Source organism: Burkholderia sp. YHN3-13 (assembly GCF_055810675.1).
The window spans coordinates 160,568-183,651 of the sequence record NZ_JBVVNQ010000007.1 but is presented as its reverse complement, the minus strand read 5'-3'; the positions used below and the strand labels follow the sequence as shown (position 1 = coordinate 183,651).

The 23,084-nt window shown below is 68.8% G+C and carries 20 protein-coding genes and 1 pseudogene; 6 read left to right on the top strand and 15 right to left on the bottom strand.

Annotated features, from left to right (window positions below; translation table 11 throughout):
• Positions 1 to 43 precede the first annotated feature (43 nt).
• Positions 44 to 964 carry a LysR family transcriptional regulator gene (locus AC0KUR_RS18300; protein ID WP_034187129.1) on the bottom strand — a complete coding sequence of 307 codons (921 nt, stop codon included), beginning with the start codon at positions 962 to 964 and terminating at the stop codon, positions 44 to 46.
• A gap of 80 nt (positions 965 to 1,044) precedes the next feature.
• Between AC0KUR_RS18300 and AC0KUR_RS18295 the strand changes: the two genes are divergently transcribed.
• Complete coding sequence (locus AC0KUR_RS18295; protein WP_226251569.1) at positions 1,045 to 1,968, top strand: carbon-nitrogen hydrolase family protein; 924 nt, start codon at positions 1,045 to 1,047, stop codon at positions 1,966 to 1,968.
• A gap of 102 nt (positions 1,969 to 2,070) precedes the next feature.
• Here AC0KUR_RS18295 and AC0KUR_RS18290 read toward each other — a convergent pair whose 3' ends face one another.
• Positions 2,071 to 2,757, bottom strand: coding sequence for a helix-turn-helix transcriptional regulator (locus AC0KUR_RS18290; RefSeq protein WP_034187131.1), 687 nt, complete (start codon positions 2,755 to 2,757; stop codon positions 2,071 to 2,073).
• 73 nt (positions 2,758 to 2,830) lie between these two features.
• Complete coding sequence (locus AC0KUR_RS18285) at positions 2,831 to 3,235, bottom strand: VOC family protein (RefSeq protein WP_034187132.1); 405 nt, start codon at positions 3,233 to 3,235, stop codon at positions 2,831 to 2,833.
• A gap of 130 nt (positions 3,236 to 3,365) precedes the next feature.
• On the opposite strand from AC0KUR_RS18285, the pseudogene AC0KUR_RS18280 reads away from it, so the two are divergent.
• Positions 3,366 to 3,759 (top strand): annotated as a pseudogene (locus AC0KUR_RS18280) (SRPBCC domain-containing protein).
• Positions 3,760 to 3,847: 88 nt separating this feature from the next.
• On the opposite strand, the gene AC0KUR_RS18275 reads toward AC0KUR_RS18280, so the two are convergent.
• From AC0KUR_RS18275 to AC0KUR_RS18250, 6 genes are all read right to left on the bottom strand, one after another.
• Positions 3,848 to 5,152 carry a THUMP domain-containing class I SAM-dependent RNA methyltransferase gene (locus AC0KUR_RS18275; protein ID WP_034187133.1) on the bottom strand — a complete coding sequence of 435 codons (1,305 nt, stop codon included), beginning with the start codon at positions 5,150 to 5,152 and terminating at the stop codon, positions 3,848 to 3,850.
• 153 nt (positions 5,153 to 5,305) lie between these two features.
• Positions 5,306 to 7,420, bottom strand: a complete 2,115-nt coding sequence (locus AC0KUR_RS18270; protein WP_034187134.1) for a site-specific recombinase — start codon at positions 7,418 to 7,420, stop codon at positions 5,306 to 5,308.
• 455 nt (positions 7,421 to 7,875) lie between these two features.
• Entirely contained in the window at positions 7,876 to 8,601 is a 726-nt protein-coding gene (locus AC0KUR_RS18265; RefSeq protein WP_034187135.1) for a PqiC family protein, read from the bottom strand.
• Complete coding sequence (locus tag AC0KUR_RS18260; protein ID WP_034187136.1) at positions 8,598 to 10,217, bottom strand: PqiB family protein; 1,620 nt, start codon at positions 10,215 to 10,217, stop codon at positions 8,598 to 8,600. The genes AC0KUR_RS18265 and AC0KUR_RS18260 overlap by 4 nt, the downstream gene beginning before the upstream one ends.
• Positions 10,210 to 10,839: a paraquat-inducible protein A gene (locus AC0KUR_RS18255; protein WP_034187137.1), complete on the bottom strand. Its 630-nt coding sequence runs from the start codon at positions 10,837 to 10,839 to the stop codon at positions 10,210 to 10,212. The genes AC0KUR_RS18260 and AC0KUR_RS18255 overlap by 8 nt, the downstream gene beginning before the upstream one ends.
• Positions 10,836 to 11,501, bottom strand: a complete 666-nt coding sequence (locus AC0KUR_RS18250; protein WP_034187138.1) for a paraquat-inducible protein A — start codon at positions 11,499 to 11,501, stop codon at positions 10,836 to 10,838. The genes AC0KUR_RS18255 and AC0KUR_RS18250 overlap by 4 nt, the downstream gene beginning before the upstream one ends.
• Positions 11,502 to 11,760: 259 nt before the next feature.
• Between AC0KUR_RS18250 and AC0KUR_RS18245 the strand changes: the two genes are divergently transcribed.
• The 4 genes from AC0KUR_RS18245 to AC0KUR_RS18230 all read left to right on the top strand — a co-directional run bounded on the left by AC0KUR_RS18245 (position 11,761) and on the right by AC0KUR_RS18230 (position 15,002).
• Entirely contained in the window at positions 11,761 to 12,321 is a 561-nt protein-coding gene (locus tag AC0KUR_RS18245; protein ID WP_124607869.1) for a cytochrome b, read from the top strand.
• A gap of 8 nt (positions 12,322 to 12,329) precedes the next feature.
• Positions 12,330 to 12,890 (top strand): YceI family protein, encoded by a 561-nt coding sequence (locus AC0KUR_RS18240; RefSeq protein ID WP_473376265.1) that lies wholly within the window; start codon positions 12,330 to 12,332, stop codon positions 12,888 to 12,890.
• A gap of 65 nt (positions 12,891 to 12,955) precedes the next feature.
• Positions 12,956 to 13,537: a YceI family protein gene (locus tag AC0KUR_RS18235; protein WP_473376264.1), complete on the top strand. Its 582-nt coding sequence runs from the start codon at positions 12,956 to 12,958 to the stop codon at positions 13,535 to 13,537.
• A gap of 187 nt (positions 13,538 to 13,724) precedes the next feature.
• Complete coding sequence (locus AC0KUR_RS18230) at positions 13,725 to 15,002, top strand: MFS transporter (protein ID WP_034187140.1); 1,278 nt, start codon at positions 13,725 to 13,727, stop codon at positions 15,000 to 15,002.
• Between the two features lie 12 nt (positions 15,003 to 15,014).
• Here the strand turns inward: AC0KUR_RS18230 and AC0KUR_RS18225 are convergent, their stop codons facing one another.
• The 6 genes from AC0KUR_RS18225 to queA form a co-directional block, all read right to left on the bottom strand.
• The gene (locus AC0KUR_RS18225; RefSeq protein WP_034187141.1) at positions 15,015 to 16,529 is read right to left on the bottom strand and encodes a S41 family peptidase; all 1,515 of its coding nucleotides are present in this window, start codon (positions 16,527 to 16,529) and stop codon (positions 15,015 to 15,017) included.
• Between the two features lie 220 nt (positions 16,530 to 16,749).
• Complete coding sequence (gene secF / locus AC0KUR_RS18220; protein WP_034187142.1) at positions 16,750 to 17,700, bottom strand: protein translocase subunit SecF; 951 nt, start codon at positions 17,698 to 17,700, stop codon at positions 16,750 to 16,752.
• 18 nt (positions 17,701 to 17,718) lie between these two features.
• Positions 17,719 to 19,740: a protein translocase subunit SecD gene (gene secD, locus AC0KUR_RS18215; protein ID WP_049028476.1), complete on the bottom strand. Its 2,022-nt coding sequence runs from the start codon at positions 19,738 to 19,740 to the stop codon at positions 17,719 to 17,721.
• A gap of 106 nt (positions 19,741 to 19,846) precedes the next feature.
• Complete coding sequence (gene yajC / locus AC0KUR_RS18210) at positions 19,847 to 20,170, bottom strand: preprotein translocase subunit YajC (RefSeq protein ID WP_006476868.1); 324 nt, start codon at positions 20,168 to 20,170, stop codon at positions 19,847 to 19,849.
• Between the two features lie 232 nt (positions 20,171 to 20,402).
• Positions 20,403 to 21,590: a tRNA guanosine(34) transglycosylase Tgt gene (gene tgt / locus AC0KUR_RS18205; protein ID WP_473376263.1), complete on the bottom strand. Its 1,188-nt coding sequence runs from the start codon at positions 21,588 to 21,590 to the stop codon at positions 20,403 to 20,405.
• 261 nt (positions 21,591 to 21,851) lie between these two features.
• The gene (gene queA, locus AC0KUR_RS18200) at positions 21,852 to 22,919 is read right to left on the bottom strand and encodes a tRNA preQ1(34) S-adenosylmethionine ribosyltransferase-isomerase QueA (RefSeq protein WP_473376262.1); all 1,068 of its coding nucleotides are present in this window, start codon (positions 22,917 to 22,919) and stop codon (positions 21,852 to 21,854) included.
• Between the last annotated feature and the right edge of the window lie 165 nt (positions 22,920 to 23,084).

Below are 23,084 nucleotides of genomic sequence, written 5' to 3'. Positions count from 1 at the left end.
GCACGCGCCGGCGGCGCGGCCGGCAATCCCGACGCACGTGCATTCACGGCGCGACGAGGCGCGTGACGCACGCGGCGATCGTGTCGCGGACGCGCACGATCGCCGGGTCGCGCTGCGTGCTCGTGCGCCAGCCGATTTCGACCGGATAGCGCGGCAGGTCGACCGGGCAGGCAAGCGCGCGCAGCGGCGTGGAATGGGCGATCGCGCGCGCCGCGTGCGCGGGAATCGTCGCGACCGCGTCGGAGCCGGCGAGCAGGTACGGCAACGCGGCGAAATGCGTGGTCGACGCCGCGACGCGCCGCTTGTGGCCGAGCGCGGCCAGCGCCTCGTCGACGATCCCGATCACGCCGCCCGACGACACGAGCAGGTGGTCGCGCCGCAGGAAATCGGCGAGCGTCAGCGCGCGCGGCGGCTGCGCGCGGGCGGCCGGATCGATCAGGCAGGCGTACCCGCCCGTCGCGACCGCACGCCGGCTCAGCCCGTTCGCCGAGAACCCGCCCGACGCGATCGCGAGATCGACGCCGTGCCGCAGCAGCGCGTCGCCGGCGATGCCGCTGTGGGTCTGCCGGAAGATCAGCCGGATGCCCGCGGCTTCCCGCGCGACCGCATCGATCAACGCGCGGCCGAGCGCGATCTCGAAGTCGTCCGACAGCCCGACCGAGATCGTGCGGCCGACGCGGTCGCCGCTGTCGGCCGCGATCGCGAGGCTTTCGCGGCAGCGGTCGAGCGCGTCGGACAGGATCGGCTTCAGTTCGTCCGCGCGCGGCGTCGGCGCGAGCCCGCGGCCGGTGCGCACGAACAGCGGATCGGCGTAGATCACGCGCAGCCGCGCAAGCGCCGCGCTGACGGCCGACTGCGTGAGGTCGAGCCGCAGCGCCGCACGGCTCGCGCCGCCTTCCTCGTACAGCGCCTCGAACACCTTCAGCAGGTTCAGGTCGAGGCCGGCGATATCATCTGCATTCATGTCAGTTATCGTTGTATCGATTTGATCGATGAAATGATATCGATAAAGATGGCGTCACCTCATTCACCGGAGACGCCTTCATGTCCACGTCAGTCATCGCCGCGCTGCAGATCGGCGCATCGCCCGCCGGCACGCGCGCCACGCTCGACACGATCCTCGGCTACGAAACCGCGATCCGCGACAGCGGCGCGTCGCTCGTCGTGCTGCCCGAGGCCGTGCTCGGCGGTTATCCGAAAGGCGAGATCTTCGGCACGCGCCTCGGCTATCGGCTGCCCGAGGGCCGCGACGCGTATGCGCGCTACGCCGCGCAGGCGATCGACGTGCCGGGTCCGGAAACCGACGAGCTGGCCGCGCTGTCGCAGCGCACGGGTGCGAGCCTCGTGGTCGGCGTGATCGAGCGCGGCGGCAGCACGCTGTACTGCACGGCGCTGTTCTTCGATCCGCGCGACGGGCTCGTCGCGAAACACCGCAAGTTGATGCCGACCGGCACCGAACGGCTGATCTGGGGGCAGGGCGACGGCTCGACGCTGCCCGTCGTCGAGACGGCAGCCGGCCGCGCGGGCGCGGCGATCTGCTGGGAGAACCACATGCCGCTGCTGCGCTGCGCGATGTACGCGAAAGGCGTGCAGATCTGGTGTGCGCCGACCGTCGACGAGCGCGATCTGTGGCAGAACTCGATGCGGCACATCGCGCACGAAGGGCGCTGCTTCGTCGTGAGCGCGTGCCAGGTGCAGCCGTCGCCGCGCGCGCTCGGTATCGACGTGCCGGGCTGGGATCCCGAGCGGCCGCTGATCCGCGGCGGCAGCGTGATCGTCGGGCCGCTCGGCGACCTGCTGACCGAGCCGCTGATCGGCGAGGCCGGGCTCGTGACCGCGCGTATCGATACCGACGAACTCGTGCGGGCGCGTTACGACTTCGACGTCGTCGGCCACTACGCGCGGGCGGACGTGTTTTCGCTGCACGTGGACGAGCGGCCGAAGCGGTCGGTGGTGTTCGGCGGCTAATCGGCGAGTAATGAAGGCCGGACCGGGCGCCGGATGGCGCCCCGGGAAACGCGGGCGGCGGCGTGCGCCCCTTGCGCGGTGGACGCCCGCTGCCGTGCCGCGTCAGCGCATCGGCGCTTCCGCGATCCGCATGTAGTCGGCGATCCGCCGCCCTTCCATGTCCGGAAACTGCTCGTGCACGGTGATGTCGCCCATGCGCGCGATGTCGAAGGTGCGGAAATCGCCGCGCAGCTCGCACCACGCGCCGATCGTCCAGCGCCCGCCCCAGTACACGAGCCCGAGCGGCCAGACGCGGCGTTGCGAATGCGCGCCGAGCCGGTCGCGATAGTCGAAACCGACGACGTGGCGCGTGTCGATGGCCTGGTGGATCGCGTCGACCTTGGCGCAGAACGTCTCGTCGATGTGGAACGACGGCGCGAACACCGGCAGGCGGTCGAGCGCCGTGCGCTTGTCGGCCGGCATCGCCGACGCGATCTTCGCGAGCGCCGAGCGCGCGCCGCTCGCGAAACGCGCGCCGCCCCAGGTTTCGAGCATCCGCGCGCCGGTGGCGAGCGCCGCCAGCTCCTCGGCCGTGAACGTGAGCGGCGGCAGGCTCGCGTTGCGGTTCAGCCGGTAGCCGATGCCGGCCTCGCCTTCGATCGGCACCCCCGACAGTTGCAGGTCGCGCACGTCGCGATAGACCGTGCGCGGCGACACCGACAGCCAGTCGGCCAGCTGTTGCGCGGTCGTGAGACGACGCCCGCGCAACAGCTCGGCGATCTGGAACAGGCGGTCGGCACGGCGGGTCATGACAGCACCTCGATTCCTCTGGCTACGGGGATTTCGCGATGATAGCGCCGCGCCGGGCCGCCGGCCGGTGCGCTCAGTGGCATTTCGGCGCGTGCAGGCCGACGCGGTTGCCTTCGGTGTCGATCAGGTAGCCGACGTAGCCGTAGTTGTTCGGCAGCTCGACGACCGAGCCTTGCACGACGCCACCCGCGCGCTTCGCGCGTTCGAGCGCCGCGACGACCGATTCGCCGGCGTTCAGGTAGACGAGCACGCCGTTCGCGCTCGGCTTGATCTGCTGCGGATCGAACACGATGCTGCCGCCGGTGCTCGACGCTTCGTGATCGAACGTGGCCATCGGCACGCCGCCGATGATCGCGCGCTGCAACGTGGTTTGCAGCACGGTTTCGTAAAAGCGGATCGCCCGTTCGAAATCGAGGGACGGGATGTCGAACCACGCGATTGCGCGTTCCAGGGTGGCGGTGGCCGTTGCGGACGTCATGACGAGCTCCTTGTTGCGTTGTTATTCGGGTTCGGTGTGGAAACCAGCCTGCATTGCGCCGGGATTGAAGTGTGAGCGCGGGCTGCTGACACCGTATTGTCAGTAGAGTTGTCACCCTTGACATGCAACCATGGGGTTGCGCAATGACGCCATTGACCCGGGAGCGGCATGGACCTCGTTTTGTTGGCGGCCGGGCTCGCGCTGGGAACGTCAGGACGACGACGATCCGTCGCGGGTCGACATCGTCGGCGAGGTAATCGAGAACGGTCCGCCGCGCCGGCTGGTCGTCACGTGGCGCACGCCGTCGGGGGGAGGGTGAAGAATCGCGCGTGATCTACCTCGTCGAGCCGCAGGCCGGCGTCGTGAAGCGGATCGTCACGCACGACGGGCTCGTGCCCGGTTCGGAGAGGGATCGCGGGATTCGCGGCGGCTGGCCGGTCGTGCTGTCGAGCCTGAAGACGCTGCTCGAGACCGGGCGTGCACTGCCATTCAGGATGGCGCGCGGGTCGGAGTCGAAGCACTGAAACGAAACGCCGCCGTTGCCGCGGGTGCGGTAACGGCGGCGCTTGTCGGTGCCGCGGCGGCCGCACGGGCGGCCCCGATGGACGCGGATTACGCGTCGCCGCCTTCCGGCGCGGCCGGACGCGCCTTCACGCTGCCGGCGATCAGGTCGAAGCGGAACAGCCGGCACTCGAGCGCGCCGTTGAACAGCGGGGTCTTTGCCGATTCGCGCAGCCGCAGCTGGCCCGGCAGCGAACGGTCGGATGTCAGCAGGAACGCCTGCCAGCCCGTGAAGCGCTGCTTCAGCGCATCGCCCAGCACGTTGAAGAACTCGCTGTCCGGTGCGTCGGTGTGCGTGCGTCGGAACGCATCGTCGTTGCCGCGGTTGCGGCCGGTTTCGCGCACCTCGCCGCGCGCGCTGCGGCCGCGCACTTCGATCCGCTCGCCGTACGGCGGGTTCGCGAGGATGATGCCCGGCGCGTCGCACGGCGGCGTCATCCCGCGCGCGTCGACCTGCTTGAGCCACACCGACGGCACGCCCGCGCGCTCGAGGTTCGCGCGCGCCTTCTCGAGCATGTCGCCGGAGATGTCGCTGCCGTACACGCCGAGCGCTTCGTTGCGCTTGCCGCGCGCCGCGCGCTTCGCGTCCAGCGCCGGGACCTTCAGGCCCTGCCACGCGGTGATGTCGTACTGCTTGAGCTTTTCGAAGCCGAACCGGCGTTCGACGCCGGGCGCGACGCCGAGCGCGATCTGCGCGGCTTCCGCGAGGAACGTGCCGCTGCCGCACATCGGGTCGTACAGCGCGGTGCCGGGCGTCCAGCCCGTCAGGCGCAGGATGCCGGCCGCGAGGTTCTCGCGCAGCGGTGCCGCGCCCTTGTCGAGGCGCCAACCGCGCTTGAACAGCGGCTCGCCCGACGTGTCGAGGTACAGCGTGCATTCGTTGGCCGTCAGGAACGCGAACACGCGCACGTCCGGCGCACCGGTGTCGATGCTCGGGCGCGCGCCGGTCTTGTCGCGCATCCGGTCGCAGATCGCGTCCTTCACGCGCAGCGTCGCGAACTCGAGGCTCTTCAGCGGCGACTTGATCGCGGTGATGTCGACGCGCAGCGTCTGCGTGGCGGCGAACCAGCGCTCCCACGGCTGCTCGAGCGCGAGCGCATAGACGTCCTGCTCGTTGCGGTACGCGCGGTGCGCGATCTTCAGCAGGATCCGGCTCGCGATCCGCGAATGGAGGTTCGCGGCCATGCCGGCGGCCCAGCCGCCGCTGAAATGGACGCCGCCCGGCACCTGCGCGCCCGCGGTGAACGGCGCGCCGTTCAGGTGGCGGCCGGCGATTTCGGCCAGCTCGGCGGCAAGCGCCGCTTCGAGGCCGCGCGGGCAGGGGGCGAAGAATTCAAACAGGGTGGGCGAGGACATAAGGCGGTGAGGACGTGCAAAAGTCCACTATTGTACGCGGCGCGGGCGGCCGGGGCCGGCGTTTCGGCGCCGCACCGCCCGCGCGACGGCCGCGGGCGCGCACCGGGAGACCGGTGCGGCGCGGCCTGACGCGCCCGCCGCGGGTTCAGTGGGTCAGTGCGAGCCCGTGTGGCCGGCGCGCGCGGCCTGGCCGCCGGCCGGCCAGAACAGCGCGAGCGGATTCGACAGCACCGTGCGGACGATCGCGGCGACGAGCGCGCGCACCTTGGTCGGGCGCAGGCTGCGCGAGCGCACGGCCATCGTGAACGCGAGCGCGAAGCTCACGAGCACGTTGAGGATCGCCATGCTGAGCACGCCGGCGGCGGCCCACCACAGTTCGGGCGTGCTCAGCGCACTCTTGCCCAGCACGCCGAGCGCGACCCCGATCGAGCCGGCCGACAGCGTCACGTGACGCACCTCGAACGGGAACATGAACACGCTGACGATCGCCGGGATCAGGCCGAGCATCAGGCCGAGGCCGACGTTCGCGACCACGCCGGCGACGTTCGACCGGCAGAAATGCGCGAGCTTCGCGGCACCGGCCGCGCCGAGCGTGAGGCGCAGCCGGCGGTTGTAGGTGAGCGCGTCGCCGACGCGGTGCAGCACGAACCAGTTGTCGGCCCAGCCCGCGAGCAGGCTCGACGCCCACAGCAGCACGCCCGTGAGCGCCGCGTAGAACGGCGTCGGGCCGAGCAGCGAGAACGAGTGCAGCGTCGCATGCGCCTTCTCCGGCGAGATCACGTTCGTGTGCAGCACGTTGCCCGCGAACAGCTGCACGAGCAGGCAGACGGGCAGCACGACGAGCACGTTGCCGGAAATCGCGGCCGCCTGCGTGCGGATCAGTGCGATCACCGACGACACGAACGCCTTCACGCCTTCGTCGTGGCCGGTGTCGTCGAGTTCGCGCGCCAGCGTTGGCGCGGTCATCGCGGGCTGCTTGGTCGCGAGCGTGAAGTGCAGGAAGTGCATCAGCATGAAGCTGGCCGCGTAGTTGATGCCCGCGAGCAGCCCTTCGAGCATCGACTGCAGGTGCGCGCCCGTGATCGCGAACTTCACGCACACGGTCACGACGGTGACGAGGCCGCCGCCCGCGGCCATCCGCAGCATCTTCAGGTATTCGGCGCGGCCGCGCGAGATGTAGTGCTCGCCCGTGTCCGCGTTGGTCTCGACGAGCTTGCGCGCGAACAGCGAGAAGTTGCTGCGCACGAGGTGCGTGACGCTCTGGCTGTTCTGGTTCGCGTCGACCAGCTCGGCCGTCAGGCGGGCCATTCCGTGCAGGTCGTCGCGGGCCATCCACGCGTTCAGCAGCGTCTCCGCGCGCAGGATGCGCATGCGCATCCGCTCGACCTGGAACACGATGTCGACCGACACGCCGTTGCGGTACAGGTGCGAGAACACGTCGTCGACGGCGATCCGGCATTCGTCGAGCAGCACGCGCAGGTAGTTCACCTCGTGCAGCAGCTTGCTCGGGTCGCCGCCGTCCTCGACGGCCGCGTGCGCGGTCTCGACCGCGAGCATCGCGCGCGTGAGGCGGTAGAACGGCTGCGATTCGAGCGGCTTGCGCGCATCGTCGTCGGACAGCCGGCTGCGCACCGTCTGCGACAGGCCGGTCGAGCTGATCTGGCAGGTCAGGTTATGCAGCGCGGCCAGCAGGTCGCGCGAGAACGAGCCGGGCTCGTGGCGTTCCTCCTCGGTGACGTCGAACGAGATCAGCTCGGCGAGGCGCGCGAGCAGGTCGTCGGGCAGCGCGTCGATCCATTTCGCGTCCTCCGGTGCCGGGAACATCAGCGTGAACAGCGCCGACAGCTCGCGGCGGTTCGGCGCGGGCGGGATCAGCGACGAGTCGATCCGCTCGAACAGCGCGCCGAAGAAGCCCGAGTGCACGGGCATGCCGGCGTCGCACAGCAGCGAGATGCCGTCGCATTCGCGCAGGATGCCGCGCAGGATGCGCGCGGCGTGCGCTTTCCAGGCGGGGTTGCGATCGAGCACGTGGAACAGGTAGCGCAGCCGCGCATGGGCCGGATACGCGCGCGTGTCGGCGTCGCGCTCGGCCGGGGTCTCCTGCATCGTGCCGTTGCGGCGCAGCCAGTGCGCGAGCTCGATCAGCCATTCGCTGCGCTCGGCATACGATGCATCGGCGTCGGCGTGCGCGAGCAGCGCATCGAGCTGGTGACCGGCATTGCGCGACGCGCGCCACTTCTTGATCAGGGTCGTCAGGGAACGAAACATAAACGGAATAGCGAAAGCCCTGGACGGGCGGGTTCGGGATGCCGGCCGGGGAAGCGGCACGGCGCCGGGGAGAACGGGTGAGACGGGGCGGTGGCCGGACGATGCGCGGCAACCCGCGATGCGGCTGCCCCGCTGCGCTGCACGCCGATCGCGTGCGGGCGCCGGGAGGCACGGCGGTCGGGCCGAACGCGGCCCGGCGCCGCTGGCTGGCGCGCCCGACGAACGGCGCGAGCCGGAAAGTGCGTAGGATCGTCAATCGGGCCGGAAAACGCAAGCCGACCGCGTTGGCTGGCGCCGGTTCCGGCCGATTTGACAAACAATGCAAACTCGCGGTTCGGCGCGATGCGCGGGGCCGGTCGCGGCGGCGTGATGCCGGCCGGTAACGGGCGGCGATCGCTATCGGATGCGCCGCGCGGGCCAGCGTCGCATCGAACGCTCGCCTGCGCGGCGCCCGCTCAGGCGCCGGACTTGCCCGTCGCGCCGGCGTCGCCGCCCGAGGTCGGGTTGGCCGGGCACGGCACGACCGGCGCGGCGGCCGTCTTGCTGCCGGACGCAGGCGCCGGCGTGGCCGCCGTGCCGCGGCGTGCGGCCATCGCGCGTACGCCGGCCGCGGCTTGCGTCGCAATCACGTCGAGCGCGCGCCGGTGGCCGGCGACGAGCGCGTCGTAGCCGTCGGCGACCGGTTCCGCGACGCTCGTGCGGCACGTCATCACGGCCTGCGTGGCGAGCGAGCGCACGCTCCACACCGCGTCGACCGCCGCGCGCTTGCCCGGCCACGACTCGAAGCGCTGCACGTTCACGCTGATGCGATACACGGGCACACCGGGCGGCGTCGCGGAATTCGCGACGTCGATCGTGCCGAGCTGCGCGGCGAGATCGTCCGACAGCGCGCGGCGGATCTCGTCGGCGGGCGGCGACGCCCAGCGCTCCTGCTCGAGCACGTCGACCTGCGCGGCGTTCTTCTGCACGACCAGCTGGTTCTTCGCGACCTGCTCGGGCACGCCGACGGACGGCACCTCGATCAGGAATGCCGGGTTGGCCGGCGCGGTGCGCAGCGGCGCCGCGGCGTCGGCCGGGCTGAGCGTGTAGAACCGGGCGGGCGGCGAGCTGCACGCGGCGAGCGCGAGGGCGGCGAGGGCCGCCGCCGCGCTGCGCGCGAAACCGTTCACGCGTGTCGTCATTGCTTGTCTCCTGGCTTGCCCTTGAGCAGCGATTCGGGGTGACGCTCGAGATAGTCGGCGAGCGCGTTCAGCGATTGCAGCGTGCGCGTGAGTTCCTTCAGCGCGCCGCGTACGTCGGACTGCAGCGGCGAATCCTGCTGCAGCGTCGCCTCGGCGGTCGAGAAGGTCTGCTTGGCGGCCGACAGCGTGTCGCGCGCTTCCGGCGCGACCTGCGTGTCGAGCTGCTTGAACAGCTTGTCGGCGTTCGACAGCGCGCTGTTCAGGTTCGCGCCGATCTGGTCGAACGGCACCTTGTCGAGCTTCTTCGCGATGTCGGCGACCTGCAGCTGCAGTTCGTCGAGCGTATTCGGCACGGTCGGCAGCTCGAGCGGCTGGCGTGCCGTGTCGATCTTCACGACCGGCGCCTTCGGGAAGAAGTCGAGCGCGACGTACAGCTGGCTCGTCAGCAGGTTGCCGGTGCGCAACTGGCCGCGCAGCCCGTGCTGGACGAGCCGCTCGACGATCTCGCGACGGGCCGGTTCGCCCTTGCTCTCGATCGATTCGCGGAAGCGGCGGCCGAGACGTTCCGGATACACGTTCATCGTCACCGGCATCAGGAAGTTCTTCGTCTTCGGATCGAAGTCGATGCCGATGTTCGTCACTTCGCCGAGCACGATGCCGCGGAAGTCGACCGGCGCGCCGACGGCGAGCCCGCGCAGCGACTGGTTGAAGTTCATCACGACCTGCAGCGGCTGGCCGTCCGGGTCGCGCATCGCGTCGCCTTCGTCGGAGCCGAGGCGGAACGTCGTGTTGTTCGGCGCCGTCGCGCCGCTGCCCTGGTTCGGCGGCGTCTGGAACGCGATGCCGCCGAGGATCACCGTCGCGAGCGACTGCGTGTTCAGCTTCAGGCCGCTCGAATCGAGCCGCAGGTCGACGCCGCTCGCCTGCCACCAGCGCGAGTTGACGCCGACGTACTGGTCGTACGGCGCATTGACGAACACGTTGAACGTGACGCCCGTGCCGTCCTTGTCGAGCGAGAACCCGACCACCTGGCCGACCTGCACGCGGCGGTAATAGACCGGCGAGCCGATGTCGACCGAGCCGAGCGAATCGCCGCGCAGCACGTACTGCGTGCCTTTCTGGTCGCCCGTGACGGCGGGCGGCGTCTCGAGGCCCGTGAAGTCGGTCAGCGTATCCTGCCCGTGGCCGGCGTCGACACCGATGTACGCGCCGGACAGCAGCGTACCGAGCCCCGACACGCCGGTCGCGCCGACGCGCGGCCGCACGATCCAGAAGCGCGAGCCCTTGACCGCGAAGTCCTCGGCTTCCTTCTTCAGCTGCACCTGGACGAGCACGCGCGACAGGTCCTTCGACAGCTTGATCGTCTTGACCGTGCCGATCTCGACGTCCTTGTACTTGACCTGGGTCTTGCCGGGCTCGAGCCCTTCGGCGCTGTGGAAGCTGATCGTGATTTCCGGGCCGCGCTCGCGCACGGACTTGATCACGAGGCCGATGCCGATCAGCGCGGCGATCAGCGGCACGAGCCAGACGAGCGACGGCAGCCAGCCGCTTTTCGTCGAGATCGTCGGATCGGGCGGCCGGGGCGCGTCGTGCTGCGGGCCTTGTGGACTATTCATGGTGATTCCCTGAGTTTTCGACTGGATCCCAGATCAGGCGGGGATCGAACTGCATCGACGCGAGCATCGTCAGGATCACGACGGAACCGAACGCGAGCGCGCCGGGGCCGGCCGTGATGACGGCGAGCGAACGGAAATGGACGAGCGCGACGGTCAGCGTCACGACGAAGATGTCGAGCATCGACCAGCGGCCGATGCGCTCGACGATCCGGAACAGCCGCGTGCGCTGCTGCGGCCGCCACGCGGTGCGGCGCTGCGCGCTGATCACGAGGATCAGCAGCACGCCGAGCTTGAGCATCGGCACGAGGATGCTCGCGACGAACACGACGACGGCGAGCGGCCAGTCGCCCGACACCCAGAAATAGATGACGCCGCTCATGATCGTGTCTTCCTGCGAGCCGACGATCGACGCGGTGCGCATGATCGGCAGCAGGTTCGCGGGAATGTAGAGGATCGCGGCCGCGAGCAGCAGCGCCCAGGTGCGCATGATGCTGTTCGGGGTACGGAAGTGCAGTGCGGTGCCGCAGCGCGCGCAGTGCGCGTGCGGCCGGTCGAGCGTCTGTACGAGCCCGCACGTGTGGCAGCTCGCGTAGCCTGCGCGTGCGGCGGTCGGTGTCGTCATCGGCGGGCGGCTTCCGGCAGCGGGGCGGCCGAGTCGGGTTGCCCGGGCGAGCGCCCGGCGCGCAGGTCGTCGGCGATGTCCCACAGCGTGCGCGGATCGAACATCAGCACGACCGCGATCATCAGCGTGAGTGCGGCGAACGCGAACAGCGCGGCGTCGGGCACGACGCGCGCGAGGCTCACCATCTTCACGATCGTGACCAGAATGCCGAGCATGAACACCTCGATCATGCCCCACGGCCGCACGAGCTCGATCGCGCGCAGGACCAGGTTGAAACCAGGCGGCACGACGCCGCGGCGGATCGGCAGCAGCAGGTACAGCAGCGCGGCCATCTCGACGAGCGGGAACAGCACGGTCGAGCAGAACACCATCACGCCGACGATCGCCATGTCCTGGTGCCACAGCGAATCGATCGCGCCGATCAGCGTGGTCTGCACGCGGTTGCCGTTCACGTCCATTTCGAGGATCGGGAACGCCTGCGCGATCGTGAACGTGATCAGCGCGGCGAGCGCGAGCGCGCAGATCCGCTCGATCTGCGCGGCGCTGTTGCGGTACAGCAGCGCGTCGCAGCGCGGACAGCGCGCGATTTCGCGGCCGCTCAGGCGTGGTTTGTGCAACAGTGCGTCGCACTCGTGACAGGCAATCAGGTCGTTTCGTTGCATGGAAAAGGCAGTTGTGCGACGGCTGGGGGAACGCGTCGACGGGGCCGGAACCGGCGCCAATCTTACCAAAAGGCCTTTTTCGGTGTGTCAAGGATCGTGCGCGTCGTGACCGATCGGTAACATGGCGGGAAGCCGTCAGCCGGCTGGCACGCCTGTCCTCAGAGTCCGCGCGCGTCAAAAGGTTGCGGTAGCATGGCGCCCTTGACAAGCGTCGGACTCCTGGCCGGCGCGGCCGTTCGCTGAACTGAGGAACTCCAAGATGGCATCGAATTCGCTGCCGGCCCGGCCGGTGCGCTACACGCAGACCGCAATCGCGCTGCACTGGCTGATCGCGCTGCTGATCGTCTGCGGCTTCGCGCTCGGCTGGGTGATGACCGACATCCCCGGCTTCACGCCGACGAAGCTGAAGTACTTCTCGTGGCACAAGTGGATCGGCGTGACGGTGTTCGCGCTGGCGGTGATCCGCGTGCTGTGGCGGGCGACCCACCTGCCGCCGTCGCTGCCCGGCGATACGCCCGCGTGGCAGCGCGCGGCGTCGCACGGCGTGCACATGCTGCTCTACGCGCTGATGATCGTGATCCCGGTGACGGGCTACCTGTACAGCTCGGCATCGAACATCCCGGTCGTATATCTCGGCATCGTGCCGCTGCCGCGGCTGATCGACCCCGATCCGGCGCTCAAGGAAACCTTCAAGACGCTGCACGTGTCTTTGAATTACATTCTGCTTGCACTCGTCGCGATGCACGTGCTCGCGGCGCTCAAGCACCAGTTGTTGGACCGCGACGGCCTGCTGTCGCGAATGCTTCCCTTTGCCAAATGAAGGATCCCATGAAAGTGTCTTTCTCCCGCTCCATGCTGACCGCGTTCGCCGCGGCGGCACTTGTCGCGTCGGGCGCGGCGCACGCCGATGTCGATCTCGCGAAGAGCAAGGTGTCCGCCGTGTCGAAGCAGATGAACGTGCCCACCGAAGGCGCGTTCAAGAAGTTTTCCGCGCAGGTGAAGTTCGATCCGGCGAAGGCCGCGCAGGGCAGCGCGCAAATGACCATCGACATCGCGAGCTTCGACCTCGGCGACAAGATGTACAACGACCAGGTCGCCGGCAAGGACTGGTTCGACGCGAAGGCGTATCCGCAGGCGACGTTCGTGTCGTCGGCGATCGTGCCGGCGGGCGGCAACAAGTACAACGTGACCGGCAAGCTGACGATCAAGGGCAAGTCCGAGACCGTCACGGTGCCCGTCACGGTCGCGCAAAGCGGCGCGACGCAGACGTTCGACGGCGTGCTGCCGATCAAGCGTTCGGCCTTCAACGTCGGCACCGGCGAGTGGAAGGACACGTCGATCGTCGCCGACGAAGTGCAGATCAAGTTCCATCTCGTCGCCACTAAGTAAGCGGCGGGCTGTCGCTTCACCCGAATGCCGCGCGAGGGCGCGGCGCCGTTCCAAGGAGAATGAGTTTGAAAAAGCATCTGATCATCGCCGCGGGCGCGCTGGCTGCGTCCCTGTCGTTCTCGGCCTTCGCCGAAAGCGCGACGTACCAGGTCGACCCGAGCCACACGTACCCGAGCTTCGAGGCCGACCACTTCGGCGGCCTGTCGGTCTGGCGCGGCAAGTTCGACAAGTCGAGCGGCACCGTGACGCTCGACCGCGCGGCGAAGACCGGTACGGTCGACGTGACGACCGACATCGCGTCGATCCACACGGGCAGCGCGAAGCTCGACGAGCACCTGCAGACGGCCGAATTCTTCGACGTGGCGAAGTTCCCGCAGGCGAACTACAAGGGCACGATCAAGTTCGACGGCGACAAGCCGGTGTCGGTGGTCGGCAACCTGACGCTGCACGGCGTCACGAAGCCGCTCACGCTGAAGATCGACTCGTTCAAGTGCATGCCGCACCCGATGCTCAAGCGTGAAGTGTGCGGCGTCGACGCGGTCGGCGAATTCAGCCGCGACGACTTCGGCCTCGACTACGGCAAGCAGTACGGCTTCAAGATGAAGACGAAGCTGCTGATCACGGCCGAAGCGGTCAAGCAGCAGTAAGGCTTCCGGCGAGGCCGGCCGCCGTGCCGGCCTGCCGCGGGCCCGACCGCCGCGCTCCCGTTACCGGGGGCGCGGCGGTTTTTTTTGCGCGCCTATAATCGCCCGAGCGCCGCGTGCGGCGCCGGGCAGGCCGACGGCGCGACAGCGGCTGCCTCGAACAGAACGTACAACGACAAGGAGATCGCCGATGCATGCCGTCACGCCGTCCCGTTCCATTGCCTCGTCGCCGCGCGTATGGCGCGCGGTGGTCGCCGCGTCGATCGGCAATGCGCTCGAGTGGTTCGATCTCGTCGTCTACGGCTTCTTCGCGGTGACGATCGCGAAACTGTTCTTCCCGGCCGGCAACGACACCGTGTCGCTGCTGCTCACGCTCGGCACGTTCGGCGTGTCGTTCTTCATGCGGCCGCTCGGCGCGATCGTGCTCGGCGCGTATGCCGACCGCGCGGGCCGCAAGGCCGCGCTCACGCTGTCGATCCTGCTGATGATGGCCGGCACGCTGATCATCGCGGTGCTGCCGACCTACGAGACGATCGGCGTCGCCGCGCCGGTGATCCTCGTCGCCGCGCGGTTGATGCAGGGCTTCTCGGCCGGCGGCGAGTTCGGCAGCGCGACCGCGTTCCTCGCCGAACACGTGCCGGGCCGGCGTGGCTTCTTCGCGAGCTGGCAGGTCGCGAGCCAGGGGCTCACGACGCTGCTCGCCGCCGGCTTCGGCACCGTGCTGAATGCGCAGCTCTCGGTCGCGCAGATGGCGTCGTGGGGCTGGCGCGTGCCGTTCTTCTTCGGGCTGCTGCTCGGGCCCGTCGCGTACTACATCCGCACGAAGGTCGACGAGACGCCCGAATTCCTCGCGGCCGAAGGCACCGCGAACCCGCTGCGCGACACGTTCGCCTCGCACAAGGCGCGCCTGGTTGCCGCGATGGGCGTGGTCGTGCTCGGCACCGTCGCCACCTATCTCGTGCTGTTCATGCCGACCTACGGCGTGAAGCAGCTCGGCCTCGCGCCGTCCGCCGCGTTCGCGGCGATCCTCGTCGTCGGCGTGATCCAGATGGCGTTCGCGCCGCTCGTCGGCCACTGGTCGGATCGATACGGCCGCGTGCGCGTGATGATCGCGCCGGCCGTCGGCATCCTCGTGCTGATCTATCCGGCGTTCGCGTACCTCGTCGCGCATCCGGGCTTCGGCACGCTGATCGCGCTGCAGGTGCTGCTCGCGTTCCTGATGACGGGCTACTTCGCGGCGCTGCCGGGCCTGTTGTCCGAGGTGTTTCCGGTGCAGACGCGCACGACCGGGATGTCGCTCGCGTACAACGTCGCGGTGACGATCTTCGGCGGCTTCGGGCCGTTCATCATCGCGTGGCTGATCCGCGCGACCGGGATGAAGACCGCGCCCAGTTTCTACCTGATGTTCGCGGCCGTGCTGAGCCTCGCGGCGCTGGCCGTGCTCCGTCGACGGTTCGGTTTCCGGTAGCGGGGCGGCGCGTCAGTTGTCGGCGCGCTCGCATACCGGCTGCGCCGGCATCAGTTGCGCGGGCGCGTCGACGGTTCGCACCGGGCGCCCCGCGAGCGCGGCGAGCGCCTGCCGAAGCTGCCAGTCGCCGGCCGTGCCGAACGCGCGCTGCGGCAGCGCCGTGCTCCTCGCCGTATCGACCTTCGCGCGCACGCGCTGCTCGCGCAGCGCCTGCCGCGCCTTGCGCACCTGCGCGAACGGGTCGGGCGCCAGCCGGTCCGCATACGGCGCGCGCGCGAGATCGGCTTCCCGGTACCACAGCAGCACGCCGTCGACGTCCGAATCGCGGCGCGGCGGCACGAGCCAGTCCGGCACGACGCCGTAGCCGTCCATCGGGCAGCCGTTCGGCCGCAGGTTGCGCGCATACGTGAAATTCAGGCGCGTGCCGTCGATCAGGTCGACGCCCGTCTGCGCGAGGCCCTTCCCGTAGGTCGGCATGCCGAGCAGTTTCGCGCGGCCGAGATCCTTCAGCGCGGCCGCGGTCGCCTCGGCGGCCGACGCGCTCTGTCCGTCGACGAGCACGACGAGCGGCACGGTGCGCCACCAGTCGTCGGCCTGCAGCGGTGCCAGCGGATCCTGCCCGTGCATGACGGGCAGCGCGTAGTCGGGCCAGTTGGTCGTGTAGCGGCGGCGCTGCGTGTCGCCACGCTCGACCGTCACCATCGCGGTGCGGTCGCGTCCCGCGAACAGCGCGGTGATGCCGATCGCCGCGTTGAGCGCGCCGCCGCCGTTGATGCGCAGGTCGAGGATCATGCCTGTCACCGGCGGGCCCGTGCGCCGCGCGGCCTGCACCGCGTCGATGTAATCGCCGACCGCCGGCTCCGGAAAGCTCGACAGCCGCGTGTACAGGATGTCGCCGTCGAGCCGCTTGGCGATCGCCGGATGCGGCTTGACGATCGCGCGCACCGGCGCGAAGGTCAGCACCGCATGCTTCGGGCCGCGCTGCACCGTGAGTTTCAGCGGCACGCCCGCGTCGCCCTTCGCGAGTTTCAGGAGTTCGCCGCTGTCGATGCCGACGACGCTCCGGTCGTTCATCGCGACGACGAGGTCGTCCGGCCGCACGCCGGCTTTCTCGGCCGGTGCGTCGGGAATCACGTCGATGATGTGCAGCCCGTCGGGCCGCGTCTCGAACACGATGCCGATGCCCGGCGTGCCGTTGCGCGCGCGCTGCTCGTCGTCGCGCCGCTCCTGCTCCTCCTTCGCGTTGAAGAAGCGCGCGTACGGCAGCGTCTTGATCCCGTCGTGGGTGGCGGCGTCGAGCAGCGCGCCGATGTCGACATCGGTCAGGTGCTGCTTCTTCAGTACTTCGACGGCCGCCTTCAGTTCGCAGAGCTGCGGTTCCCAGTCGGGCGGGCAGGGCGACGGCGTCGGGGTGGCGGCCGATGCCGCGGCGGGCGGCGCGGATGCCGCTTGCGCGACGGCGAGCGGCGCATGCGGGAGCCCGACCGCGACGGCTGCGCAGGCGGCAAGGCGACGAACGGCACGCATGGGAGGCATCATCGGGACCGCACGTTGGGACGGGTGGCGAGTGTGCTTGCCCGGCCAGCGCGCGGCCGGCATGCAAGCGGGGCAGGGTGGTGACGATTGTAGCCGACGCCCGCGACGGCGCTGCTCGTGTCGCCCGCGCGCCGTGTACCGCGGCGGCCCGCGCATAAAAAAACCGGCCCGAATGGGCCGGCTTGGGTGCGATGCCGAAACGGCGCGGCGCTTAAACCTGCGCGCCCGCGTTCGGATCGTCCGGATCGTGCGCGGTCTTCTTTTCCTTGATCAGGTCCTCGCGCTTGATGCCGAGCCACATCGCGAGCGAGCCCGCGACGAACACCGACGAGTAGATGCCGAACATGATGCCGACCGTCAGCGCGAGCGCGAAGTAGTGCAGCGTCGGGCCGCCGAAGAAGAACATCGACAGCACCATCATTTCCGTCGACGTGTGCGTGATGATCGTGCGCGACATCGTGGTCGTGATCGCGTGGTTGATCACTTCCTGCACGTTCATCTTGCGTTCGCGGCGGAACGTCTCGCGGATCCGGTCGAAGATGACGACCGACTCGTTGACCGAGTAGCCGAGCACCGCGAGGATCGCCGCGAGCACCGCCAGCGAGAACTCCCACTGGAAGTAGGCGAAGAAGCCGAGAATGATCACGACGTCGTGCAGGTTGGCGATGATGCCGGCCACTGCGTACTTCCATTCGAAGCGGAACGACAGGTAGATCACGATGCCGATCACGACGCACGCGAGCGCGAGCAGGCCGTCGGTCGCGAGCTCCCGGCCGACCTGCGGGCCGACGAACTCGACGCGTTGCAGCGTGACGTCGGGGTTCTGCGCCTTCAGCGCGCCCATCACCTGGTCGCTCTGCTGCGCGGACGTGAGGCCTTCCTTCAGCTGCAGGCGGATCAGCACGTTGCGCGACGTGCCGAAGTTCTGCACCTGCGCGTCGGCATAACCGAGCTTGCCGAGCGTCGCGCGCACGGGTTCGAGTTCCGCGGCCTGCTGGTACTGCACCTCGATCACCGTACCGCCGGTGAATTCGACGGACAGGTGCAGCCCGCGGTGGAACAGGAAGAACACGGCGGCGAGGAACGTGACCAGCGAGATCACGTTGAACACCAGCGCGTGCCGCATGAACGGAATGTCTTTACGGATGCGGAAAAATTCCATGGTCTCGTCTCCGGGGCCTTATTGGGTCGAGCCCGGTTTCTTCGGCGACACGCCTTGCTGCGCGCGGTTGCGCAGCTGCGGCTTGCCGGCGCGCGGCGCGTTGCCCTTCGCCGGGGCGGCGAGCTTCGCGGCGCGCGCGGTGTCGGTCGATTCGTCCGCGTCGGTGAACGATGCGGCGGCAGCGGCGCCTTCCGGCTTCCACACCTGGCCGATCGCGAGCGACTTCAGCTTCTTGCGGCCGCCGTACCAGAGGTTGACGATCCCGCGCGAGAAGAACACCGCGGAGAACATCGACGTCAGGATGCCGAGGCAGTGCACGATCGCGAACGCGCGAACCGGGCCCGAGCCGAACGCGAGCAGCGCGAGACCGGCGATCAGCGTCGTGACGTTCGAGTCGAGAATCGTCGCCCAGGCATGCGCGTAACCGGCCTGGATCGCGAGCTGCGGCGGCTGGCCGGCGCGCAGTTCCTCACGCACGCGCTCGTTGATCAGCACGTTCGAGTCGATCGCCATGCCGAGCGCGAGCGCGATTGCCGCGATACCGGGCAGCGTCAGCGTGGCCTGCATCAGCGACAGCACGGCGACGAGCAGCAGCAGGTTCACCGACAGGCCGATCACCGACACCACGCCGAACAGCATGTAGTAAGCGATCATGAACACGGCGATCGCGCAGAAGCCCCAGATCACCGAGTGGACGCCCATCTTGATGTTGTCCGCGCCGAGGCTCGGGCCGATCGTGCGTTCCTCGATGATGTCCATCGGCGCGGCGAGCGAACCGGCGCGCAGCAGCAGCGCGAGGTCGGCCGCGGCCTGCGGCGTCGGCTGGCCCGTGATCTGGAAGCGGTCGCCGAGCTCGGACTGGATCGTCGCGACCGTCAGCACTTCGCCCTTGCCCTTCTCGAACAGCACCATCGCCATCGGCTTGCCGATGTTGTCGCGCGACACCGTGCGCACCGCGCGGCCGCCGGCCGAGTCGAGGCGGATGTTGACCGACGGACGCTGGTGTTCGTCGAAGCCGGCCGATGCATCGATGATGCGGTCGCCGGTGAAGATCACGTCCTTCTTCAGCAGCACGGGCGCCTGGTTGCCCTGCGTGAACAGCTCCTCGCCCGGCGGAACGGGGTCGTTCGGGTTCGGGTGCGTGTTGATCGGGTCGGCGAGGCGTGCCTCGAGCGTCGCGGTGCGGCCGATGATGTCCTTCGCCTTCGCGGTGTCCTGCACGCCCGGCAGTTCGACGACGATGCGGTCGCTGCCTTGCTGCTGCAGGATCGGCTCGGACACGCCGAGTTCGTTCACGCGGTTGTGGAGCGTCGTCAGGTTCTGCTTGAGTGCCGCGTCCTCGACGGCCTTCTGCACGGCCGGCGTGAAGGTGCCGACGACTTGCGTGCCGCCGCCGCCGGGCTGGGTCGCCCATTGCAGTTCGGTGATCGACGCGGCGAGCACCTTGCGGGCGTCTTCCGCCGTCTGCGCATCGCTGAAGTTGACGACCACGGACTGGTCGACGCGGCTCACGCCGCCGTCACGGATGTTCTTGTCGCGCAGCAGCGAGCGTGCGTCGGACGCGTCGGAGTCGAGCTTCTTCGTGAGCGCGCCCGTCATGTCGACCTGGAGCAGGAAGTGGACACCGCCGCGCAGGTCGAGGCCGAGATACATCGGCAGCGCGTGCAGGGCCGTCAGCCAGCGCGGCGACGCGCTCTGCAGGTTCAGGGCGACGACGTACTGCGGATCGTTCGGGTCGGCGTTCAGCGACTTTTGCAGCAGGTCCTTGACGCGCAGCTGCGTATCGGTGTCCTTCAGGCGCACGCGGATGTTCGCGTTGGTCGCCGTGTTCTCGAAGGTGACGTCGTCCGGCGTGATCTGCGCGGACGCGAGCGCCGCTTCGACCTGGGTCAGCGTGGTCGAGTCGAGCTTGACCGTGGCCTTGCCGCTCGACACCTGCACCGCCGGCGCTTCGCCGAAGAAGTTGGGCAATGTGTACAGAAGGCCGATGGCGAGCGCCACGACCATCACGACATATTTCCAGAGTGGATAACGATTCATGAGGGGGCCGAACGGGTGGTTGGCGTGAAAGCGTCGCGTCCGGCGCCGCGGCGGCCCGCTCTCTCAGGCGGGCACGGCGCGGGGAGCCGGACGCTCGGTGAAGGGCTTACAGCGACTTGATCGTGCCCTTCGGCAGAATGGTCGTGACCGCAGCCTTCTGCACGGTGATTTCAGTGCCTTCGGCGATTTCGACGCCGATGTAGCCTTCGGTGACCTTCGTCACCTTGCCGACGAGGCCGCCGCTCGTGACGACTTCGTCGCCCTTCGCCATGGCCGCGAGCATGTTGCGGTGTTCCTTCTGGCGCTTCATCTGCGGACGGATCATGATGAAGTAGAGCACCGCGAACATCAGGATGAGCGGCAGGAAGCTCATCAGGCTCGATTCGGCGCCACCGGCGCCTTGCGCGAAGGCATTGGAAATGAACGGCACGTTGGTCTCTCCGTAGGGGAAGATCGAAAAATAAGCCGGTTATTCTACCACCGGCCCCATGTGCAAACGGATCGGCAAATGCGCTTTCGGATCAAGCTGTTAAAGCGCGAACCGATACCGTTGCGACTTGTTTGGAAAGGCAATTGTAATATTTGGCGGTCGCGACGGGCCATCGAAACGCGTTATTTAGTACGCGTCCTATGCGACTGGCGCGGTACGGCCCGCCGGCCGGTCAGTCGACCCCTCTGGCACGGTCCTCCGCGAAGCGCTGGCGGAACGCGTCGAACGTATGCGTTTCGATCGCCTCGCGGATCTCGCTCATCAGCTGCAGGTAATAGTGCAGGTTGTGGATCGTGTTGAGCTGCGCGCCGAGGATTTCGCCGACGCGGTGCAGGTGATGCAGGTAGCCGCGCGAGAAGTTCCGGCACGTGTAGCACGTGCAGCTCGCGTCGAGCGGCTTCAGCGAGTTCTTGTGCGTCGCGTTGCGGATCTTCACGTCGCCGAAGCGCGTGAACAGCCAGCCGTTGCGCGCGTTGCGGGTCGGCATCACGCAGTCGAACATGTCGACGCCGTTCGCGACGCCCTCCACCAGATCCTCCGGCGTGCCGACGCCCATCAGGTAGTGCGGCTTGTTGGCCGGCAGCTTCGGGCCGACGTGGCGCAGCACGCGCATCATGTCTTCCTTCGGCTCGCCGACCGACAGCCCGCCGATCGCGAGGCCGTGGAAGCCGAGCTCCGCCAGGCCCGCGAGCGATTCGTCGCGCAGGTCCTCGAACATCCCGCCCTGGACGATCCCGAAGAGGGCGTTCGGGTTGCCGAGCCGGTTGAATTCGTCGAGCGAGCGCTTCGCCCAGCGCAGCGACATGCGCATCGAGTCGGCCGCTTCCTTGTGCGTCGTCGGTACGCCGTCGGTCGCGTACGGCGTGCACTCGTCGAACTGCATCACGACGTCGGAATTCAGCACCTTCTGGATCTGCATCGACACTTCCGGCGACAGGAACAGCTTGTCGCCGTTGATCGGCGACGCGAACGTGACGCCGTCCTCGGTGATCTTGCGCAGGTCGCCGAGCGAGAACACCTGGAAGCCGCCCGAGTCGGTCAGGATCGGCTTGCTCCAGCCCATGAAGCCGTGCAGGCCGCCGTGCGCGTCGATCGTGTCGAGGCCCGGACGCAGCCACAGGTGGAACGTGTTGCCGAGGATGATCTGGGCCTTGATCTCGTGCAGTTCGCGCGGCTGGATCGCCTTCACGGTGCCGTAGGTGCCGACCGGCATGAAGATCGGCGTCTCGACCACGCCGTGATTGAGCTTCACACGGCCGCGGCGCGCATGGCCGTCGGTCGTCAGCAGTTCGAATTCGAGCCCGTTCGCCGGGCGGTCCTGCACGGGCGCGTGCGTATCGTGGGATGAACCTTCGGTCATCGCGTCATTCTCCTTGCCACCGGAAAAGCGTTGCATGGGACCGGAGTATGCGCTGAAGCGCTGACTCCGGATCGCAAGTCCGGCGCATGTTGGAAACGCCGCCGGGCAACCGGCGGCGGGAAAAAGCGGGTGCGCGCCATCGTAGCGCGTACCGCAGGAAAACGGGGCAACAGCGCGGGGACACCGGCGCGGCGCGCGACAGCGCGAAGCGTAGCGGCCGTTGCGCAGTCGCGCGCCGGCGCGTCATCGCACCTGCCGCGCTTACGCGCCCGGCGCCTCCGGCGTGTCGCGCCGCGTCAGCAGCATCGCGTCGCCGTAGCTGAAGAAGCGGTAGCGTTCTTCGATCGCGTGCCGGTACGCGGCGCGGATCGTCTCGACGCCCGCGAACGCGGACACCAGCATCAGCAGCGTCGATTTCGGCAGGTGGAAATTCGTGACGAGCCGGTCGACCACGCGGAACCGGTAGCCGGGCGTGATGAAGATGTCGGTCTCGGCCTGCGTCGCCGCGAGCGGTCGGCCCGCTTCGTCGGCCGCGCGCGCGGCGGCTTCGAGCGCGCGCATCGACGTCGTGCCGACCGCGATCACGTTGCCGCCGCGTGCGAGGGTCGCGGCGATCTTGTCGACGAGCGACTGCGGCAGGTCGTACCACTCGCTGTGCATCTTGTGCTCGGCGATGTTCTCGACGCGCACCGGCTGGAACGTGCCGGCGCCGACGTGCAGCGTCAGCGTCGCGCGCTCGACGCCCATCGCGTCGAGCTTCGCCAGCAGCGGCTGGTCGAAATGCAGCCCGGCCGTCGGCGCGGCGACCGCGCCCGGGTTGCTCGCATAGACGGTCTGGTAGCGCGTCTCGTCGGTCGCGTCGGCGTCGTGCTCGATATACGGCGGCAGCGGCAGGCGGCCGAACTGCTCGATCAGGTCGAGGCACGGCGCGGGGAAGTGCAGCGTGAAGAACGGCTCGACGCGCTCGCCGACCGTCACGTCGAATGCGTCGGCGAGACGCAGCGTCGTGCCGGCGCCCGGCGACTTGCTCGCGCGGATCTGCGCGAGCGCCGTGTGCGTGCCCGTCAAGCGCTCGATCAGCACCTCGATCTTGCCGCCGCTGGCCTTCTGGCCGAAGAAACGCGCCTTCAGCACCTTGGTATCGTTGAACACGAGCAGGTCGCCGGGCGCGATGCACGACGGCAGCTCGGTGAAACGGCGGTCGACGAGGCGCGCGGGCTCGGCGGTATTGTCGACCTCGAGCAGGCGGCTCGCGGTGCGATCGGGCAGCGCGGTTTGGGCAATCAGCTCGGGCGGCAGATTGAAATCGAAATCGGAAAGCGTGAACATGCGGGCTGGTTCGAAGCGGCCGGCGGGCGTCGCCGGCAGGGCGGAAACGCGTAAATGGGGCGCGCGAGCCGCTATGATGGCGGGATGCGCGGCCTGGCCGGCGTCGTTCGTTCGGACGACGTGAAAGCCGCTATTGTACTTGCCTTGCGAAGCACCCTGACGATC

Excerpts from the sequence above, each read along its gene's own strand:
- AC0KUR_RS18270 (WP_034187134.1), bottom strand. The coding sequence starts at position 7,420 with ATGTTTCGTTCCCTGACGACCCTGATCAAGAAGTGGCGCGCGTCGCGC.
- AC0KUR_RS18250 (WP_034187138.1), bottom strand. The coding sequence starts at position 11,501 with ATGCAACGAAACGACCTGATTGCCTGTCACGAGTGCGACGCACTGTTG.
- AC0KUR_RS18260 (WP_034187136.1), bottom strand. The coding sequence starts at position 10,217 with ATGAATAGTCCACAAGGCCCGCAGCACGACGCGCCCCGGCCGCCCGAT.
- AC0KUR_RS18295 (WP_226251569.1), top strand. The coding sequence starts at position 1,045 with ATGTCCACGTCAGTCATCGCCGCGCTGCAGATCGGCGCATCGCCCGCC.
- tgt (WP_473376263.1), bottom strand. The coding sequence starts at position 21,590 with ATGACCGAAGGTTCATCCCACGATACGCACGCGCCCGTGCAGGACCGC.
- secF (WP_034187142.1), bottom strand. The coding sequence starts at position 17,700 with ATGGAATTTTTCCGCATCCGTAAAGACATTCCGTTCATGCGGCACGCG.
- AC0KUR_RS18245 (WP_124607869.1), top strand. The coding sequence starts at position 11,761 with ATGGCATCGAATTCGCTGCCGGCCCGGCCGGTGCGCTACACGCAGACC.
- AC0KUR_RS18230 (WP_034187140.1), top strand. The coding sequence starts at position 13,725 with ATGCATGCCGTCACGCCGTCCCGTTCCATTGCCTCGTCGCCGCGCGTA.
- AC0KUR_RS18255 (WP_034187137.1), bottom strand. The coding sequence starts at position 10,839 with ATGACGACACCGACCGCCGCACGCGCAGGCTACGCGAGCTGCCACACG.
- AC0KUR_RS18240 (WP_473376265.1), top strand. The coding sequence starts at position 12,330 with ATGAAAGTGTCTTTCTCCCGCTCCATGCTGACCGCGTTCGCCGCGGCG.
- queA (WP_473376262.1), bottom strand. The coding sequence starts at position 22,919 with ATGTTCACGCTTTCCGATTTCGATTTCAATCTGCCGCCCGAGCTGATT.
- AC0KUR_RS18265 (WP_034187135.1), bottom strand. The coding sequence starts at position 8,601 with ATGACGACACGCGTGAACGGTTTCGCGCGCAGCGCGGCGGCGGCCCTC.
- AC0KUR_RS18290 (WP_034187131.1), bottom strand. The coding sequence starts at position 2,757 with ATGACCCGCCGTGCCGACCGCCTGTTCCAGATCGCCGAGCTGTTGCGC.
- AC0KUR_RS18285 (WP_034187132.1), bottom strand. The coding sequence starts at position 3,235 with ATGACGTCCGCAACGGCCACCGCCACCCTGGAACGCGCAATCGCGTGG.
- secD (WP_049028476.1), bottom strand. The coding sequence starts at position 19,740 with ATGAATCGTTATCCACTCTGGAAATATGTCGTGATGGTCGTGGCGCTC.
- AC0KUR_RS18300 (WP_034187129.1), bottom strand. The coding sequence starts at position 964 with ATGAATGCAGATGATATCGCCGGCCTCGACCTGAACCTGCTGAAGGTG.
- AC0KUR_RS18275 (WP_034187133.1), bottom strand. The coding sequence starts at position 5,152 with ATGTCCTCGCCCACCCTGTTTGAATTCTTCGCCCCCTGCCCGCGCGGC.
- AC0KUR_RS18225 (WP_034187141.1), bottom strand. The coding sequence starts at position 16,529 with ATGCGTGCCGTTCGTCGCCTTGCCGCCTGCGCAGCCGTCGCGGTCGGG.